The sequence below is a fragment of the Paenibacillus sp. FSL K6-3182 genome, from assembly GCF_037976325.1.
Classification (GTDB): domain Bacteria; phylum Bacillota; class Bacilli; order Paenibacillales; family Paenibacillaceae; genus Pristimantibacillus.
Window position 1 is genome coordinate 2,155,978 of record NZ_CP150265.1, and the last position, 17,496, is coordinate 2,173,473.

17 protein-coding genes are annotated in these 17,496 nt (G+C 45.8%); 15 read left to right on the top strand and 2 right to left on the bottom strand.

Features of this window, described 5'->3' with window-relative positions; genetic code table 11:
• Nucleotides 1–38 precede the first annotated feature (38 nt).
• The 10 genes from MHH56_RS09360 (at nucleotide 39) to yajC (ending at nucleotide 10,658) form a co-directional block, all read left to right on the top strand.
• Nucleotides 39–2,369, top strand: coding sequence for a LysM peptidoglycan-binding domain-containing protein (locus MHH56_RS09360; RefSeq protein WP_339207872.1), 2,331 nt, complete (start codon nucleotides 39–41; stop codon nucleotides 2,367–2,369).
• A gap of 194 nt (nucleotides 2,370–2,563) precedes the next feature.
• Entirely contained in the window at nucleotides 2,564–3,211 is a 648-nt protein-coding gene (locus MHH56_RS09365; RefSeq protein WP_339207873.1) for a BofC C-terminal domain-containing protein, read from the top strand.
• 161 nt (nucleotides 3,212–3,372) lie between these two features.
• On the top strand, nucleotides 3,373–3,876 hold the full coding sequence (gene ruvC, locus MHH56_RS09370) for a crossover junction endodeoxyribonuclease RuvC (protein ID WP_076270842.1): 504 nt from the start codon (nucleotides 3,373–3,375) through the stop codon (nucleotides 3,874–3,876).
• A complete protein-coding gene (gene ruvA, locus MHH56_RS09375; protein ID WP_054027250.1) occupies nucleotides 3,873–4,508 on the top strand; it encodes a Holliday junction branch migration protein RuvA in 636 nt (211 codons plus the stop codon). Before ruvC ends, ruvA begins: the two co-directional genes overlap by 4 nt.
• Before the next feature lie 19 nt (nucleotides 4,509–4,527).
• Nucleotides 4,528–5,529: a Holliday junction branch migration DNA helicase RuvB gene (ruvB, locus tag MHH56_RS09380; RefSeq protein WP_076270841.1), complete on the top strand. Its 1,002-nt coding sequence runs from the start codon at nucleotides 4,528–4,530 to the stop codon at nucleotides 5,527–5,529.
• A gap of 6 nt (nucleotides 5,530–5,535) precedes the next feature.
• Nucleotides 5,536–6,003 carry a DUF393 domain-containing protein gene (locus MHH56_RS09385; RefSeq protein WP_339207874.1) on the top strand — a complete coding sequence of 156 codons (468 nt, stop codon included), beginning with the start codon at nucleotides 5,536–5,538 and terminating at the stop codon, nucleotides 6,001–6,003.
• Complete coding sequence (locus tag MHH56_RS09390; protein ID WP_339207875.1) at nucleotides 5,993–8,113, top strand: SpoIID/LytB domain-containing protein; 2,121 nt, start codon at nucleotides 5,993–5,995, stop codon at nucleotides 8,111–8,113. Before MHH56_RS09385 ends, MHH56_RS09390 begins: the two co-directional genes overlap by 11 nt.
• Before the next feature lie 10 nt (nucleotides 8,114–8,123).
• Nucleotides 8,124–9,170: a tRNA preQ1(34) S-adenosylmethionine ribosyltransferase-isomerase QueA gene (gene queA, locus MHH56_RS09395; protein WP_339207876.1), complete on the top strand. Its 1,047-nt coding sequence runs from the start codon at nucleotides 8,124–8,126 to the stop codon at nucleotides 9,168–9,170.
• A gap of 22 nt (nucleotides 9,171–9,192) precedes the next feature.
• A complete protein-coding gene (tgt, locus tag MHH56_RS09400; protein ID WP_179089915.1) occupies nucleotides 9,193–10,326 on the top strand; it encodes a tRNA guanosine(34) transglycosylase Tgt in 1,134 nt (377 codons plus the stop codon).
• A gap of 14 nt (nucleotides 10,327–10,340) precedes the next feature.
• Nucleotides 10,341–10,658, top strand: a complete 318-nt coding sequence (gene yajC / locus MHH56_RS09405) for a preprotein translocase subunit YajC (RefSeq protein ID WP_076270836.1) — start codon at nucleotides 10,341–10,343, stop codon at nucleotides 10,656–10,658.
• Nucleotides 10,659–10,714: 56 nt separating this feature from the next.
• Here the strand turns inward: yajC and MHH56_RS09410 are convergent, their stop codons facing one another.
• Complete coding sequence (locus MHH56_RS09410; protein WP_339207877.1) at nucleotides 10,715–11,110, bottom strand: TIGR04086 family membrane protein; 396 nt, start codon at nucleotides 11,108–11,110, stop codon at nucleotides 10,715–10,717.
• A 226-nt stretch (nucleotides 11,111–11,336) separates the two neighbouring features.
• Between MHH56_RS09410 and MHH56_RS09415 the strand changes: the two genes are divergently transcribed.
• A complete protein-coding gene (locus MHH56_RS09415; RefSeq protein ID WP_339207878.1) occupies nucleotides 11,337–12,089 on the top strand; it encodes a DUF421 domain-containing protein in 753 nt (250 codons plus the stop codon).
• Nucleotides 12,090–12,147: 58 nt separating this feature from the next.
• Here the strand turns inward: MHH56_RS09415 and spoVB are convergent, their stop codons facing one another.
• Nucleotides 12,148–13,725 carry a stage V sporulation protein B gene (gene spoVB / locus MHH56_RS09420; RefSeq protein ID WP_339207879.1) on the bottom strand — a complete coding sequence of 526 codons (1,578 nt, stop codon included), beginning with the start codon at nucleotides 13,723–13,725 and terminating at the stop codon, nucleotides 12,148–12,150.
• 221 nt (nucleotides 13,726–13,946) lie between these two features.
• Between spoVB and MHH56_RS09425 the strand changes: the two genes are divergently transcribed.
• The 4 genes from MHH56_RS09425 to MHH56_RS09440 all read left to right on the top strand — a co-directional run bounded on the left by MHH56_RS09425 (nucleotide 13,947) and on the right by MHH56_RS09440 (nucleotide 17,467).
• Nucleotides 13,947–14,186 (top strand): post-transcriptional regulator, encoded by a 240-nt coding sequence (locus MHH56_RS09425; protein WP_076270832.1) that lies wholly within the window; start codon nucleotides 13,947–13,949, stop codon nucleotides 14,184–14,186.
• 81 nt (nucleotides 14,187–14,267) lie between these two features.
• Nucleotides 14,268–15,500 carry a protein translocase subunit SecD gene (gene secD, locus MHH56_RS09430; protein ID WP_076270831.1) on the top strand — a complete coding sequence of 411 codons (1,233 nt, stop codon included), beginning with the start codon at nucleotides 14,268–14,270 and terminating at the stop codon, nucleotides 15,498–15,500.
• Nucleotides 15,490–16,404, top strand: coding sequence for a protein translocase subunit SecF (gene secF / locus MHH56_RS09435; RefSeq protein ID WP_339207880.1), 915 nt, complete (start codon nucleotides 15,490–15,492; stop codon nucleotides 16,402–16,404). The genes secD and secF overlap by 11 nt, the downstream gene beginning before the upstream one ends.
• 145 nt (nucleotides 16,405–16,549) lie before the next feature.
• Entirely contained in the window at nucleotides 16,550–17,467 is a 918-nt protein-coding gene (locus MHH56_RS09440; RefSeq protein WP_076270829.1) for a cation diffusion facilitator family transporter, read from the top strand.
• Nucleotides 17,468–17,496 lie beyond the last annotated feature (29 nt).

Genomic DNA, 17,496 nt, shown 5'->3' on the forward strand with positions numbered 1-17,496 from the left:
GCCTGGTTATTCAGAACGTGACAGGAGGTTAACAACGAGTGAAAATCCATATTGTGAAGAAGGGCGAGTCGTTATACTTTATCGGCCAAAAGTATAATGTTTCGCTCGAAGAGCTTTTGAAGCTGAACCCGGGTATTACGAATCCGGACGCCATTGATGTTGGCATGAAGCTGAAAATTCCTTCAAGCATCGCGGGCGGCGCAGGAGGCGGAATGGACATCATGCATCAGCATATTGTGAAACAAGGTGATACCCTTTGGAAGCTCTCGAAAGCTTGGGGCGTGCCGCTCGCGGATATGATTAAAGCGAATCCGCAGCTCAAAAATCCGAATGTATTGCTTACTGGTGAAGTTGTGAATATCCCTAAAGTAGGCGAAACCATGACTGAAGGAACTGGTGGCCAAGGTACTGGAGGTACTGGACAACAAGCTGGGCAGAGCGTGGCACAAAACACGGGAGGTCATCACGCCCTTCACCCAAGCTCAATCATGCAAGGGGTACAGGGCTGGGTCGGAAAGCTTTCTACAGCGCCTATTATTGGAAAAACACCTACAGCTCCAATTGCAGGCAAGACGCCAACTGCGCCTATTGCACCAGCACCAGTAGCCCCTGCTCCTGAAACGCCTGTTGCACCTGTTCAAGAGAAAAAACCAACAGCACCTATTGTGAAGCCAGTAGAACCAGCTCCTCTTCCTGCCCCTAAGGCGGCAGCAGTTGAGCCAGCCAAAAAGGCACTGCCAATCGAAAAGCCTGTTGAGAAAAAGCTAAAACCGATTCATTCCGAATACAAGCCAAATGTTGATTTATTCAAGCAATATGGCATCCCAGCAACCGAAGCATTATCCTTGTATGATTTGCCAAAAGCACCTGAAGCAATCTCGCCAGCTGCACAACAGCCTACTTACGGAGGATATGGGCATCATCAGCCAATGATGACTATGCCTGCTCAGATGGGATATGGTTATGGGCAACCGATGACCATGCCAATTCAGTCGGGGTATGGATTTGGTCAACCAATGACCATGCCTGCTCACATGGAACATGGCTACGGTTACGGAGATTGGCATCAACCTGTGCCATTCGGAAGTACGGTAAGCCCAATGCATGAAGGCAACGAGGCGCCATTTGAGTGTCCGCCGGGGATGGTATTTGTCGGCAGTTACCCATCTCCATCCAGCATGCCAATGGGCGTTGGCCCTGAATGGGGTTATGGTTATCCCATGATAAATCCACTCCAGCATGGCATGCAGGAAAGTGGTCAAATGGTAGCCGGAACTTCTGCTTTCCCGAACCAAAGCATGGTATCGCCGCTGGCAACACAGCCGAACCAAGGCATGGTATCGCCGCTGGCAACACAGCCGAACCAAGGCATGGTATCACCACTGGCAACACAGCCAAACCAAGGCATGGTATCGCCGCTGGCAACACAGCCGAACCAAGGCATGGTATCGCCGCTGGCAACACAGCCGAACCAAGGCATGGTATCGCCGCTGGCAACAAAGCCGAATAAAGGTAAGGTGTCCCCTCAAGCGACACAGCCAAACCAAGGCAGTGTATCACCGCTGGCGACACAGCCGAACCAAGGCAGTGTATCACCGCTGGCGACACAGCCGAACCAAGGCGCGGTATCGCCATTTGCGACGCAACCAAACCAAGGCGCGGTATCGCCATTTGCGGCACAGCCGAACCAAGGTGCGGTATCGCCATTTGCGACACAGCCGAACCAAGGCGCAGTATCGACATTTGCGACACAGCCAAACCAAGGTGCAGTATCGCCGTTTGCAACACAGCCAAACCAAGGCATGGTATCGCCATTTGCAACACAGCCGAACCAAGGCATGGTATCGCCGTTTGCAACGCAGCCAAACCAAGGCATGGTATCGCCGTTTGCAACACAGCCGAACCAAGGCATGGTATCGCCGTTTGCATCGCAGCCGAACCAAGGCATGGTATCGCCGTTTGCAACACAGCCGAACCAAGGGATGGCTTTCCCATCGAGCATGCAGCCTGAGTATGGTTATGGCTCCGGCTATGGTCATGGCGGGCATGGGAATGTAATGCCGGTTCAAGTGCAAAATGATGGCGGCTATGGTTATCCTGTAGCTGGTTTCTCCCCATACTCACAGCCGTTTCCATCTAATCAAGGCTGGCCTCAAACAGCCGGTGTAGGCAATATGAATCAAGACGATTGCGGCTGCAAGGGAAATCGTTCTGATCAAAACACCGCAAAGGCGGCTGACGTACAAATTGAAAAACCAGTAAAGATAGTTGTACCAAAGAAATCGAACAAGAAAGCAGTTATTCGAACAGTTTCCACACGGCCTAATAAACCGAAAAAACGTGGAAATCAGCCTTGGATCAATCGTTAAATAAATACATGCTGCCCCAAAGGTCTACTATCCTTTGGGGCTTTCTTTATTATGAATACATAATGTTAGTCTTTTTTTGAAAAACAAGTATAGGACAAGCAGCTTAAACTATGGATTCTTACAAATAAATCGTTTTGAATATTTATGTAATTATGGCGCATACTATCAAAAAATATAAAGAAGGGGTCTTCCCTATGATGGAATTCAGCCTTTGGAAAAACTTAAAGAAACGTTTAAAGAGAAAGCGGCGTCCCGTTTGGATGTTAGGCGTTATTATGTTTTGCTTGCTAGCAGGTTGGCTCTTTATCGCTAATAAAAATGTTGTCACAGCTGCACCCAAGCCATCAGCGAATCAAACGAGCGTTATTCAAGAGCTTGAGAAGCTTGATGGAGCGCTATCTGCAAAGCTGCGCCTCGTATATGTGTGCGGCGAAGAATCGAAGCTTCTGGGTCAATTGATGAGTAAAGAGATTGTTCAGCTAGTGCTTGCACATCCGGAGTGGAAGGTCATGTTGAATCAAGAACAGGGCACCGTTCAGTTTGAAGAGCGTATTGAGGATTTGTCCGAGCATTGTAAAGCGAATGCGTATATGGGCGTCGACAAGAAAGGGAATCTTACCCTTTATGACGGTGCTCCAAAAAAAGAAAAGGTTGTTCGAACCTTTTTCCAGCTGGACGTTCGCTATATGGAGAGCAGTTTGCCGCAGGATAAGCTGGACCAGCTTACCAAAGGGATTCGGATAACCGACATGGAAGAATATAATAGTGTTCTATCCACCTATAGCGACTATGCTATTGAGCAAAATCAGAAAGTTATGAACCCGGCTTATCAGCAAGAGTAAGTGACAAAGGAGATCGCACATCATCGTGCGGTCTCCTTTCTTTATGTCTAAAGGCCGAAATATCAAACGCGCGTTCTCATTCACGCCATCTTTTGCTATAATGGATGAAGCAACTTTCAGTGAGTATGTGGAGAAAGCAGTTATTTTGAGGAGATGACCGTTTGCGCGTTCTTGGAATTGACCCTGGTTATGCGATCGTTGGATTTGGTTTCATAGATAAGATCGGACACAAGCTTACGCCCGTGCAATACGGTGCGATTCAGACGGAAGCTCATACGCCTTCAGAGCAGCGTTTGCTGCAAGTTTACGAGTCTGCGGGCGCTTTAATGGATAAATATAAGCCGGATACTGTGGGCATAGAGAAACTATTTTTTAATCGAAACGTGACGACGGCTTTTGATGTGGCGCAGGCTAGGGGCGCTATTATTTTGGCTGCTGCGCAGCGCGGATTGCCTATTGGCGAATATACGCCGCTTCAAGTAAAGCAGGCGGTTGTTGGTTATGGCAAAGCGGAGAAGAAACAAGTGCAAGAAATGGTTAAGGTTTTTTTGAAGCTTTCGGCAGTGCCGAAGCCCGATGATGTTGCCGATGCGCTCGCTGTTGCGATCTGTCATGCGCACTCGGTCGTACTCAATCAGAAAATAAATGAGGTGAAACGTTCATGATCGATTTTTTAAGAGGCAATGTCGTCCATCTAGAATCCGAATATATCGTTCTGGACGTAAGAGATACCGGCTATCGTGTATTTACTCCTAATCCGTATGCATTTGCAAAAAAAGAAGAGCCCGTCGTCGTCTATATTCATCATAACGTTCGCGAGGATGCTGTCTTGTTGTTTGGCTTTGAGACGAGAGAGGAGCAGACGCTGTTCCGCAAGCTGCTGGAGGTATCCGGCATTGGTCCACGGGTCGCTTTGGGCATTTTGTCAGGTGGTCGACCGGATGCGGTTATAGCCGCTATTCAGCAGGAAAATATAGCGTTTCTCATTAAGCTTCCGGGCATAGGGAAAAAAACCGCACAGCGGATGATTCTAGATCTAAAGGACAAGCTGATCGGGGCGGGGCTGGATGGAGGTCTTTTGACTGCAGCAGGCGTTGCGCTTGATCTCACATCGAGCAGGCATTCAGGTCAAGGCGCAGGCACCGCTTGGCAGGAAGCAAGGGAAGGGCTTGCTGCGCTGGGCTACACAGCAGCGGAGCTTGATAAAGCATGGAATGGATTGCAGCATAGCGTTACGGCGGAGGAATCAGTCGATTCTTTGATGAAGCGGGCTTTGCAGCAGCTATTTAAAGGTTAAAGTAGGGAGATGAAGGCAGATGGATGATAGAATCATTTCCGCCAACCTGATGATGGAAGATCAGGCAGTTGAGCTCAGCTTGCGTCCCCGTTATTTAGCCGAATATATTGGGCAAACAAAAGCCAAGGAAAACTTGAAAATATATATTGAAGCAGCAAAATTGCGCAAAGAAGCGCTAGATCATGTACTGCTGTATGGTCCTCCAGGTCTTGGTAAAACGACTTTGTCGAACATTATTGCCAATGAGCTAGGAGTGAGCCTTCGCACGACATCGGGACCTGCAATTGAACGTCCTGGTGATCTTGCTGCACTGCTCACGAACCTGCAGGAAGGCGATGTACTCTTTATTGATGAAATTCATCGCCTTCATCGTACAGTAGAAGAAGTATTGTACCCGGCAATGGAAGACTTTGCACTCGATATTATGATTGGCAAAGGGCCCAGCGCTCGATCGGTTCGACTCGATTTGCCGCCTTTTACCTTGATTGGCGCAACTACAAGAGCAGGGCTTTTATCTGCACCGCTTCGTGATCGTTTTGGCGTAGTGAGCCGATTAGAATTTTATACGATGGATGAGCTTGCGTTTATCGTGGCTAGAACAGCAGAAATATTGAACGTCAGCATTGTAGGTGAAGCGGCTTCTGAGATTGCAATGCGGTCTCGAGGAACACCGCGGATTGCGAATCGTCTTCTTAAACGAGTGCGTGATTTTGCGCAGGTGCGCGGCGACGGCGTGATCACACATGATATCGCGCGTTCGGCGCTTGAGCTGCTGCAGGTAGATAAAATGGGACTCGACCTCATCGATTTCAAAATGCTGCAAGCAATGATGACTACTTTTGCCGGCAGGCCAGTTGGCCTTGATACGATTGCAGCAACGATAGGCGAAGAAAGCCAAACGATTGAGGATGTCTATGAGCCGTATTTAATGCAAATTGGTTTTTTACAGCGAACGCCGCGAGGCCGGATTGCTACGGAAAACGCCTATCGTCACCTAGGTCTACCAATACCGGGGAGGTAGTACGCCATGAGTTCCAGAGCCAATGGTGCCGCTGAGAAACTTTATGTTATCTATGATGGCCATTGCAATCTGTGCCTGGGTTCCATTGCGAAGCTGAGGGAGCTTCATTCTAAAGCGGATTTGCATTATGTTCAAATTCAACAGTTGGAGGCAGCAGGCAGTACGGAACAGCTAATTCCTTCCGTTGGTCTGTTGAAATTTGAAGAGTTGTATGAGAAAATGCATGTTGCTGATGAGCAGGGGCAGCTCTTTGCTGGTGCGGATGGAATTGTCCGTATTTTAAGAACGGTAAAGGGCTTTCGCTGGCTATCCGTACTTTATCGAATACCTGGTATGAAAAGCATAGCAAATCGTCTGTACAAATTTGTAGCCAAAAGAAGATATGAATGGTTTGGATCTACAGAACAAAGCTGTTCCGTTAATGGCTGCGAATTGCCGCGGAAGAGGGAGGAGAACAACAGGAATGTCAATTAAACGGAATATGAAGCGTTACTTAATCATGACGATCGCAATTGTACTGCTCGCTACAGCTTGGACAGGCTCTCCATCACAGGCGGCAGTACCAAAGCTCGACAATATCCGAGTTGCTTTGTTCATGCAATTGCCTGGGAAATACGATGATACGACAGCAGCTGCCACATTTTCGTCAACGGGTGGAATGAGCATCGGTGTAAGGAAGCCTGATGGCATCAATAATTGGTTTAATGTAGATGGAGCAGCTACAGCTCGATTCGCAGTTGACAGCTTTAAAGTCAAAGTGTACGAGAGCTCCACGTTTGCTTCAGCTCTAGCTGTGCAGAAACGTTTGCAAGCTTTGAAAGGTACTGCTTTTATAACCTCCCTTTCAAAAAATGGTGCAATCATCTATCAGGTTATTGAAGGTACATACAAAACAGCTGCAGAAGCTGTGACTGCACAAACGAAGTGGAAAGGTGATAGTGAGCTGTCTAAGCTAGTTGGAGGCTCGAACTCGGTGGTTCAAGGCCCACTTCATTTGGAGAGCGGTCCTTTGACCAGCAAAGCGGATGCGATAGCAGCAGCAAGCGGCTTCGGAGCAGTTGGCCTCGATACCTATGTTGCTATTCGTTCACAGCAAAGTGGATCAGCGTACTACTCGGTAATGGTAGGGGCGGCTGTATCAGCTGCTGAACTGCAAATTGTTAAAGCAGCTGCCGCAAATGCTTCAGGCGGAGCTGCATTGAAGGAGGCCGATGCTAGTTCGGCTTACTTGCTCATAAGAAATGATCATACCGTAACAGCCAAAGCTGAAAGCAGTACTGAGCTCTATATGTTTGCTGGCAACGATACGAAGGTTACGGTATCTCCAATCGGGAATGATCCAATTAAGCTAAACGAGCGGAGCGCTCGCAGCTATAGAGGACTATTTGAGCTTAGTATATTAAATGGACGGATGGCAGTAGTAAATGAACTTCCATTTGAACAATACTTATATTCAGTTGTAGGTGTGGAAATGTACCCTACATGGCCTATCGAAGCACTTAAGGCACAAGCGGTTGCTGCACGCACTTATGCTTTAAATCGAGGATTTGGTTTCCAAATCGCACATGTCGTGGATACGACTTTAAGCCAAGCTTATTACGGTGTAGGCTCAGAGCGGCCATCAACCATTGCTGCCGTCGAAGAGACAGCAGGCGAAGTTGCATTGTACAATGGAAAAGCAATTGATGCGATCTATTCAGCCAACAGTGGTGGATTTACGGCTGATGCCAAAGAAGCGTGGGGGAATGCAGTTCCTTATATGCAGGCTGTCAAAAGCCCGGACGCTTCATCGGAGGTAGGTTTGAACAATTGGTACCGCGTTGTTGTCCCTAGCGGAGCAATTGGTTATATTAGAGAGGATTTACTAGCTGAGACAGGAGAAACGACAGCAGCAGGAAGTCGTATCATGCTAGTAAATACAAACGGCACAAAAGTACGCAAGCATCCACTTATACAGGATACGATCCCTGTCATTGCAACGGTTGACAATGGAACACGGGTCGTTGTGCTGGATAAAAGTGTAGAATCCAATTCAATGACTTGGATACGTGGTCCTTACAGCGCACAAGAAATGTTAACAACGATTAACGGCAAAGTGAAAACTCCGGTCTCAGGTCCGCTCAAATCACTCGAAGTGAGCCAGCGCGGCGCTTCAGGACGTGCGACAGAAATTACAGCAAATGGACAAAAGCTAGCTGTTACTTATCCAATTGATTATCGTGCTGCACTAGGTGTACAGGGGTCCTTGCCTAGTACGTTGTTCCAGATTGAGGAAACCGCGAAGGTTGCTATGCTTGGTGCTGGAGCTACAACACGTACGAAGCCGTCGGATTCGAATCCTGTTTATATGATTAGTGCCGGAGGCACAAAAACAGAGGCGGTTAACGCTAACTTGTTTATATTAGATGGCAGCGGTAATATTCGCGCAGCTACGAAGGAGCCTTCATTCCGTTTTGTTGGGTCTGGCAACGGACACGGGGTCGGATTATCGCAATACGGAGCATTAAGCCTAGCTCAGCAAGGGTATGACTATCAATATATTTTGAAATACTACTACAAAGATGTCACCATCGCTAAGGAATGATTGAATCGATATGAACGTAGAATGGTTTGATTTTGAATTACCGGAACATTTAATTGCTCAAACGCCATTGCTTGACAGAACGGCCTCGAAATTGCTTGCATTAAACAAGCAAACAGGCGAATTGACGCACAATAGATTTACGGATTTAGAGCAGTATGTTAAGCCTGGAGACGTTCTAGTTCTAAATGACACTAGAGTTATTCCAGCCAGGTTAACGGGGATGAAGAGCGATACGGGTGCTAAGATTGAGCTATTGTTATTGAAACAGCTCGAGGATGGCAGCTGGGATGCGCTCGGAAAACCGGCTAAACGTTTAAAGGTCGGCACCGCACTCTCCTTTGGAGATGATGGTGCAGGCAATCCGCTGCTGCGCGCTGTTGTTGAGCAAGAAGGCGAAATGGGCGGACGTACGATACGTTTTGAATATGAGGGGATATTCCAGGAGCTGCTTGACCGTCTTGGAGAAATGCCATTGCCTCCGTATATCAAGGAAAGGCTTGAAGAACGCGAGCGATATCAAACCGTGTATTCCAAACATGCGGGATCAGCAGCAGCACCAACGGCTGGCTTGCATTTTACGGAAGAATTTCTTCAGCGTCTGCAAGCGAAGGGCGTTAAACTCGCCTACGTAACACTGCATGTTGGACTAGGCACATTCCGCCCGATGTCCGTTGACCTTGTTGAGGAGCATGAAATGCATGCAGAGTATTATGAGCTGAGTGAACAAAATGCCGAAATAATTAATGAAGCCAAACGGAGCGGGGCACGTATTATCGCTGTAGGAACAACTTCATCTCGCACGCTGGAAACTGTTGCTGCTCGCTTTGAAGGAAAAGCAATCGAAGCTTGCAACGGCTGGACATCTATTTTTATTTTCCCAGGTTACGAGTTTAAGCTTGTCAATGCATTACTCACCAATTTTCATCTACCAAAGTCAACGCTCGTTATGCTTGTAAGTGCGCTGGCTGGACGAGATGCTGTCATGCACGCCTATGAAGAAGCGATTGCTCATGAATATCGATTTTTCAGCTTTGGCGATGCCATGTTTATTTACTAATTAGGAATAGGAAGCGTGAATTGTGGCTGTAAAATATGAATTAATCAAACAATGTAAACAATCAGGAGCAAGACTAGGACGTGTACACACTCCGCATGGTGTGATTGAGACGCCTACCTTTATGCCGGTAGGAACACAAGCTACTGTGAAAACGATGGCTCCTGAAGAGCTAAAAGCGATGGATGCTCAAATTATTTTGAGCAACACCTACCATTTGTTCCTAAGACCGGGCCATGACATTGTAAGAAATGCTGGTGGATTGCATAAGTTCATGAACTGGGATCGTCCAATTCTAACAGACAGCGGCGGATTCCAAGTTTTTAGTCTTAGCGAAATGCGTAAGATTACCGAGGAAGGCGTACACTTTCGTTCCCATCTTAATGGCGACAAAAAATTTCTTTCACCAGAAGTAGCGATGGAAATTCAGAATGCTCTTGGCTCTGATATTATGATGGCATTTGATGAATGTCCGCCATTTCCTGCCGAGCATGACTATGTGAAGAAATCGTTGGAGCGTACGACTCGTTGGGCAGAGCGCTGCCTTAAGGCTCATGCAAGACCGCATGACCAAGGGCTGTTCGCTATCGTTCAGGGGGGGATGTACAAAGATTTGCGCATTCAAAGCGCAAATGATTTGACTTCCATGGATTTCCCGGGGTATGCTATTGGTGGACTGAGTGTTGGAGAGCCTAAACATCTGATGTATGATGTTCTCGACTATACGGTTCCCATTTTGCCAGCGAATAAACCACGCTACCTTATGGGAGTTGGATCGCCGGATGCATTAATTGAAGGGTCTATCCGCGGTATTGATATGTTCGATTGTGTTCTGCCAACGCGTATTGCTCGCAATGGGACAACCATGACAAGCCAAGGCAGACTCGTCATCCGTAATGCGAAGTACGCTGAGGATTATGGTCCTCTGGATCCAGAGTGCTCATGCTATACATGCACGAATTATTCCAGAGCTTATATCCGGCATTTAATTAAAGCGGATGAGACGTTCGGTATGAGACTGACGACTTATCACAATTTGCATTTCTTGCTACAACTCATGCGGGACGTTCGGCAAGCGATCATGGATGACCGGCTTTTGGATTTCCGGGATTCCTTCTTCACAAGCTACGGCCTGTTCGATAATGAGAAAGGGTTTTGAAAGGAGGGATTTCGATGTTGCAAGCAGCAGGTGAAGCAGGATCAACAAATATCCTACAAATGATTTGGCCTTTTGTGCTTATGTTTGCGGTTTTTTATTTCTTGCTTATCCGTCCGCAGCAGAAGAAACAAAAGACTCGTGCAAGCATGCTTAACCAATTGAAGAAAGGCGATAAAATTTCAACAATTGGTGGATTGCATGGCACAGTCGTTGAGCTGAGTGACGATACGGTTGTTATTCGTGTCAACGATACAACTAAAATGACATTTGAGCGCAGCGCAATTAATACAATTATCAACTCCGCACCAGCGTCGGTTGATTTAGAGAAATAATTGAAAAAACCGATTGACATGCTTGCATGTCAGTCGGTTTTTTTTTTTGTAAATGTCTATTTCTTCATATTTACGCCAATCATACCGCCAAATGCGCCTGATAGGAGAGCGACACCTAGAAGAAGGATGCTGTGTACGGATAACGAAGCATTTGAAGCAAGAAAGCTGATAATGATAACGATTACGCCATAAAGCAAACCGAGCAATGCACCATTATACCAGCCTTTGTTCTCAGAGCGTCTTCCTGATGTAAAGCCCCCCGCTAGAGCTGCGAAGCCGTGAACCAGCATGGCGTTAGAGGGCAAACTGCTTTCCTTCATTGCCGTAAAATGCAAAAGCAGTGAGAGCAGCAATGCGCCTACTGCTAGCCAAATGATTGAAAAAAGCACTCCGGCAAGCAAAGGTGAAGCGATTAAAGGCGGCTTAGGTGCTTGTTTAACCGAACTCATCATATTCCCCCCAGCGTTATGAACGTATTACTTATCCATATGGTCAAGCTAGGTAGAATAGTACAGGAATTAGCTTGTCAGTATGGATTTATGAGCAGCTTATTCGGCATTGCCATATATTCGTATAAACAGCAGGAGTATGATGTTGTAACACGTAGGTCAGAATAGCTTTACGGACAAAACGCAGCTGGCATCAGCTCGAATGATAAAGACGAGGAGGCGGTTTCCTTTGGAATTTTGGGGCCTGTTGATCCGGACGATAATGATTTATTTCGTCGTATTTCTGATCATGCGTTTTATGGGAAAACGAGAAATCGGTAAACTTTCCGTGTTCGATCTCGTTATTTCAGTCATGATTGCTGAGATTGCAGTCATTGTTATTGAAGACATGGAGCGGGCGATGTGGGAAGGCATCTTACCGATGGTCGTTTTGATGATTATTCAAGTAGGCAGTGCTTTTATGACGATGAAGAGTCGAAAGCTAAGACTGCTGTTTGATGGCAAACCAAGTGTAATTATTGACAAGGGCAAGCTGAATAGTGACGTTATGCGCAAGCAACGGTACAATCTGGATGATCTAATGCTGCAGTTAAGGGAAAATAAAATCAGTGCTGTATCGGATGTTGAATTTGCGATTTTGGAGACGAGCGGCAAGCTGTCCGTCATACCCAAGGAAAATGCTGATGAGTCTGAAGAGGGCAGTAATGAAGGTCAGGAATCAGAGCGATCCGACCAAAAGCTGAAGCAGTACAATCAAACGAATATTTTTCCACCGAAATATCGCTTTGAGATATTGCCTGTCCCGCTTATTATGGATGGCAAGGTGCAGGACAAAAACTTGGAAAATCTTGAAAAGACAAGATTTTGGCTAAAAAATGTTTTGCAGGAAAGAGGCGTCTTCGATTTTAAGGACGTGTTTTTTTGTACGATTGACTATAAAGGGAAGTTGTTTATTGATACGCATGATAAAAAACCGCGTTAAAGAGAGGGCTTATCCCTTTCTTTACCGCGGTTTTTATCATTCGATGACCTTACCATTGTTATTTAAACCAAGCTCCGAACAATGGTAAACGCGCCATATCGTGGCGATCAATGATTTTCATTACGATCATCAAAATTAAATAAATGATTACGCTAGCTGTGCATGCAAGAAGTAAATTTACCCATTCCATGGAGAGCGGTTTATGATTCATCGTAAACCTGGCGGCAGCTCCCATAATAATCATAGAGGTTCCAACTTTTACAAAATCAAGTACTTTCATATGGAAGCCAATGAAACGCAATACGCTAATGCCGTGCAATAATGTGACGAGTACGATATTGACATTAATAGCGATTAAAGCACCGTATATTCCAAAATCAGCATTCGATGCAAGTTGAACGATGAGAAATAGCTTGACCACCGCACCAATTAATGTATTAATTAATGCCGTTCCCGGTTTATTTAGTGCTTGGAGTGCTGCTTGCAGGGGAGCCTGCAGATAGATGAAAATGCCAACAGGAGCGATGAGCTGGAGCATCGGAGCTATTTCGGCATGGTTATAAACGATACGGCAAATCGGTTCAGCTAACAAAGCCATAATAACAACAAAAGGCGCCCCTGAAACAAGTGCAAGCCTCATCGATTGATGCAGCCGTTTGTGAATTAACGCATGATCTCCGCGTGCAGCCGCTTCGGATAAGGAGGGTACCAAAGAAACAGCAAGTGAGTAGGTTAATGCAGTTGGCAGTAAAAGCAGCGGTATGATCATTCCTTGCAATGCTCCGTATTGCGCAGTGGCGATGCCCGTTGTAATTCCTGCCGCCGCTAAACTCCGTACGGTAAAGATGGATTCCAGCAAGTAGGAGAAGGAGCCGACTAATCGACTGCCTGTAACAGGAATGGATAAGCTAAGTAATTTTCGCAATACAGGAATGTTTTTCCCTGCTTCTTCATTTGGATGACTGAGAGCTTTTTGTTTGATGCGGGATTTGTCTCTGTAGTATTTCCAAAGAAGTACGGCGAGGCCCCCGATCTCTCCAAGCACAGCTCCAAGCATTGCGCCGGCAGCCGCCCATTCAAGTCCATAGGGCAGGAGCATGAAGGAAAATGATAGCGATGCAACAATGCGCAGCAAGGTTTCTACGATTTGAGATACAGCGGTAGGAATCATGTTCTGTTTGCCTTGGAAGTAACCTCGATAAACCGAGGATATGCCAATAATGAGCAGCATAGGCGTCATAACCATAAAGGTGCGGTATACGCGGGCATCCGGCAGCACATGCTTCGTTATCCAAGGTGCAAAAAGAAGCATGAGAGCGGTCAACAATACGCCTAGCGAAGTAACGAGGAGCATAGCCGTTCGAAAAATATACTTTACTCGTTTGGAATCACCTTGCGACTCCGCTTCAGCAATCCATTTGGCAACGGCAAGCGGAATGCCTCCTGTGATGAGGGTTATCATGACAGTTAGAAACGGATAGCTTAGCTGGTATAATCCAACACCCTCTGCCCCCATAATACGGGGGAGTGCAATGCGAGGTATGAAACCAAGCAGCCTGTTAATTAATCCTGCAGCAAGCAATATCATGGCGCCTTTTATAAAGTTTTGCTTTGTTTGATCCGATCGTTTTGTCATTATGTTGTACCCTCTTCTCTATCATGAAATAACCAAATGCTGCCTGATGCTGATATGAGTCGAAGTCTTTAGACAGGCATGTACTATCATCTTTATGCTCGGCATGTCCAGTTCCATGTCAGTCAATTTATAGATTAGCAATGAAGCGGGCAGGAAAAAGGCAGAGGTACAGCGAATAGATGGGATACAGCTTTATGTCATAAGCTTTTGGGAGGCGCAGCATGGCAGACGAAGAATTAAATCGTATGATTGAGGAGCTATGCAACAGCAAAGCGGAGGAATTTCATCTCATTGGCTACGAACATGTAACGGGTCAAGAGGTTTGGGAATGCGTTAGCCAGAAATATAACAAGTCGGGGCAGCCCGAACTGCATGAATTAGTAAATGATATTTTATCTTTAAAGGTTATGAAATTTATGAATTTCATGACGATAAGCGCATACAAAGGAACCCAATTTTAAATTGACGGTTTCTTTTTTTTGACTCGATTTTGTCCCGTCTGTATAATAGGAATATTGAGATCATAAGGGGGATTTAGACGTATGTTCGGGAAGAGAATAATTGCCTTCCTTGCGATCGTAGTCATTATGTTTGGCGTTATCGCTTGGACAAGCCCATCGCTAGTGAAAGACGTAAGGCTAGGCCTTGATTTGAAGGGCGGATTTGAGGTTTTGTACGAAGCTACGCCGCTTGAAGGTGGAGAAGCTGTAACACCGCAATCACTAAAGGAAACTGCTAAAAGTTTGGAAAAGCGAATTGACGAGCTCGGTATTGTAGAGCCGGAAATTACAACTGAAGGTTCAAACCGTATTCGTTTGAGACTAGCAGGAGTTGCGAATGAGAATGAAGTAAGAGAGATTCTTGCTAAACCTATTAATTTAACGTTCCGCGGACCTGACGGCAAGATCGAGCTGGACGGCAGCGATTTTAAGCAAAATGGCGCAGGTGTTGGTTATGACAACTTAAGCAAACCTTTTGTTACGATCGAACTTAAGGATGCGAAAAAATTCGAGGAAATTACGACACGGTTGATCGGTTCGTATTTAGCGATCTATCTCGATGATAAAGAGCTTTCCAGACCATCCGTAAGAGAACCAATTTCAGGCGGATCAGCTACAATTACGGGTGAATATACCGTAAATGAAGCGAGAGAAATGGCCGATATGATTAACCTCGGAGCATTGCCTCTCAAGCTCACTGAGAAATATACGCAAAGCGTTGGCGCTAAACTAGGACTAGCTTCCTTGAAAGACACCGTTGAGGCGGGTGTTATCGGAACAGTCATTATTTTGATATTCCTTGTTATATTGTTCCGTATTCCAGGCATTGTAGCTGGTATTACAGTAATTACTTATACTTGGCTCTTGATCGTAGTATTTAATTTAATGAATGCGACCCTAACCCTCCCGGGTATAGCCGCCTTTGTGCTTGGTATAGGTATGGCGGTTGATGCGAATATCATTATGTATGAGCGGATTAAGGAAGAGATTCGAAGCGGGAAAAGCTTGCTTTCATCGCTTAAAGCTGGATCGAAAAACTCATTCCGTACCATTATGGATGCGAACATTACGAACATCATTTCAAGTGCAGTATTGTACTTTATCGGTAACGGAGCAATTCGTGGTTTTGCATTAACGATGATTTTCAGTATTTTGGTAAGTATGCTGACAAACATCTTCTTGTCCCGCTTTTTAATTATGCTCCTTATTAAGAGCAACCTGTTTACAAAACCAAGCTACTATGGTGTGAAGGAGGCAGAAATCCGTGAACTTTAATACAAAAATTCGTTATGATTTCATCGGGAACCGCAATAAGTTCTTTCTGTTCTCGATCACGTTAACCGTAATCGGCATCTTGTCTTTGCTTTTTTTCAGCCTTAATTTCGGTGTTGATTTCAAGGCCGGTACGAATATGGATATTTCAGTAGGCAAAGCAGTTACCCAGCAGGACGCGAAAGAAATTCTTGTGAAAGCAGGAATCGAAGGCATCACGCCTACAGTTGGCGGTACAGGTGAAGAACGTGTAACGGCTCGTTTTGACGAAGTGCTTACACAAACCAAAATCACTGAAATTCAAGACTTATTTAAAGCGAAGTATGGTGATCAAGTATCGGCTGAGGTTAACGTCGTATCGCCGGACATGGCGCAGGAGCTTGGGATCAAAACGATCTGGGCAGTACTGATTGCTAGCGTAGCCATTATGATTTATGTCATGATTCGTTTTGAATGGCGCTTTGCACTAGCTGCGAACATTGCGATTTTGTATGACGCATTTGTCGTTGTCGCGTTGTTCTCGATATTCCGTCTGGAAGTAGATCTTCCGTTTATTGCGGCGGTGTTGACAACGATCGGTTATTCTATCAATGATAAAATCGTTATTTTTGACCGGATTCGTGAAAATCTTCGGTTTGGTCAATATAAAAACCGTGAGCAGCTCGCTGAGATGGTTAACGCAAGTATTTGGCAAACAATGGCGCGTAATATCTATACTGTATTAGCAGTGCTTATCGTTGCAGTTTGTTTGTTCATCTTCGGAAGCGAGTCAATCAAGCTATTTGCCCTTGCAAAAATCATTGGTCTTACAAGCGGTGCGTACTCGTCCATTTGTATCGCGAGCCCGCTATGGCTAATGCTTAAAGGCAGACAAAAGCCGAAGGCTGTTGTTAAGAAAACAGCTTAATTATAAGCAGTTGATTGCTTACGAAGTAGGTTTTGCATTCGCAAAACCTAAGTACATGATTACGAAGTAGGTTTTGCATTCGTAAAACCTAAGTACATGCTTACGAAGTAGGTTTTGCATTCGCAAAACCTTGTAGGAGGTATAAATGTCAACCACACAGCGATATGTAAAAGCAGAGTCCGCAAGCTGGGCCGGCTTATGGGGAAACATGCTGCTGGCTCTATTTAAAGGTGTAATAGGATGGTTGTCAGGAAGCAAAGCGTTGCTCGCGGATGCATTTCGAACAGCGGCTGAGGTCGCTGCAGGAGTTGTTGCCCTTTCAGGTTTGAGGGCAAGCCGGCAGCGAAAAATGGCAAACCCGGGTGCCAAAGCGGTACCAGTAGATTTAAGAGGAGAGACGGCGACAACGATATTGTTGTCAGTCGTCCTTCTCATCGTTGGGCTCGAAATCGGTATATCTGCCATTAGAGACCTTTCTGATCGTGTAACGAGCGCTCCGCACTGGAGTGCGGCAGTGGCCATCGCGCTTGCTCTAATCGTTCAGCAGCTGTTTTTTCCATCGAAGGATCGAATGACAGGCCTTTATTGTTCAGTCGCAGCATTAGTGGGCGCAAGCGGAGCGATTATTGGTAAAATGCTGAATGTGCCGGTGCTCTATTATTTTGATCCGGCGGCAGCAATCGTTATTGCGGTCATTGTTATCGTTAACGGTTATAGAATGGCTACAGTCTTTATGCGAAAAGATGAACATAGCAAGACTTCAGAGGAAAATCCGGATGAGCTGATGCAGCTTATTCAACGTGTTGATGGAGTCATTACTGTGCAAACCTTGCGAGCGAAAGAGCATGGTCATTATGTCATTGCAGAAATGGTTATAAGTGTAAATCCACGCATTTCTGTTCTTGAGGGTCAAGAGATTGCCAAAAGGGTAAAGCAGCTCGTCATGAAACGTTTTATACATGTTACGGATGTATCGATTTTCGTTGAGCCTTATGATCCTGGTTATCCTTATAAGTCTAATCATGATCCGAATCAGGAGCAGATGCCGACACTGCTGCAATAAGAACAGCAAACAGCAGGAGAGGAGCAAGC

Excerpts from the sequence above, each read along its gene's own strand:
- ruvB (WP_076270841.1), top strand. The coding sequence starts at position 4,528 with ATGGATGATAGAATCATTTCCGCCAACCTGATGATGGAAGATCAGGCA.
- MHH56_RS09390 (WP_339207875.1), top strand. The coding sequence starts at position 5,993 with ATGTCAATTAAACGGAATATGAAGCGTTACTTAATCATGACGATCGCA.
- MHH56_RS09410 (WP_339207877.1), bottom strand. The coding sequence starts at position 11,110 with ATGATGAGTTCGGTTAAACAAGCACCTAAGCCGCCTTTAATCGCTTCA.
- queA (WP_339207876.1), top strand. The coding sequence starts at position 8,124 with ATGAACGTAGAATGGTTTGATTTTGAATTACCGGAACATTTAATTGCT.
- spoVB (WP_339207879.1), bottom strand. The coding sequence starts at position 13,725 with ATGACAAAACGATCGGATCAAACAAAGCAAAACTTTATAAAAGGCGCC.
- ruvA (WP_054027250.1), top strand. The coding sequence starts at position 3,873 with ATGATCGATTTTTTAAGAGGCAATGTCGTCCATCTAGAATCCGAATAT.
- MHH56_RS09365 (WP_339207873.1), top strand. The coding sequence starts at position 2,564 with ATGATGGAATTCAGCCTTTGGAAAAACTTAAAGAAACGTTTAAAGAGA.
- MHH56_RS09385 (WP_339207874.1), top strand. The coding sequence starts at position 5,536 with ATGAGTTCCAGAGCCAATGGTGCCGCTGAGAAACTTTATGTTATCTAT.
- secD (WP_076270831.1), top strand. The coding sequence starts at position 14,268 with ATGTTCGGGAAGAGAATAATTGCCTTCCTTGCGATCGTAGTCATTATG.
- MHH56_RS09425 (WP_076270832.1), top strand. The coding sequence starts at position 13,947 with ATGGCAGACGAAGAATTAAATCGTATGATTGAGGAGCTATGCAACAGC.
- yajC (WP_076270836.1), top strand. The coding sequence starts at position 10,341 with ATGTTGCAAGCAGCAGGTGAAGCAGGATCAACAAATATCCTACAAATG.
- MHH56_RS09440 (WP_076270829.1), top strand. The coding sequence starts at position 16,550 with ATGTCAACCACACAGCGATATGTAAAAGCAGAGTCCGCAAGCTGGGCC.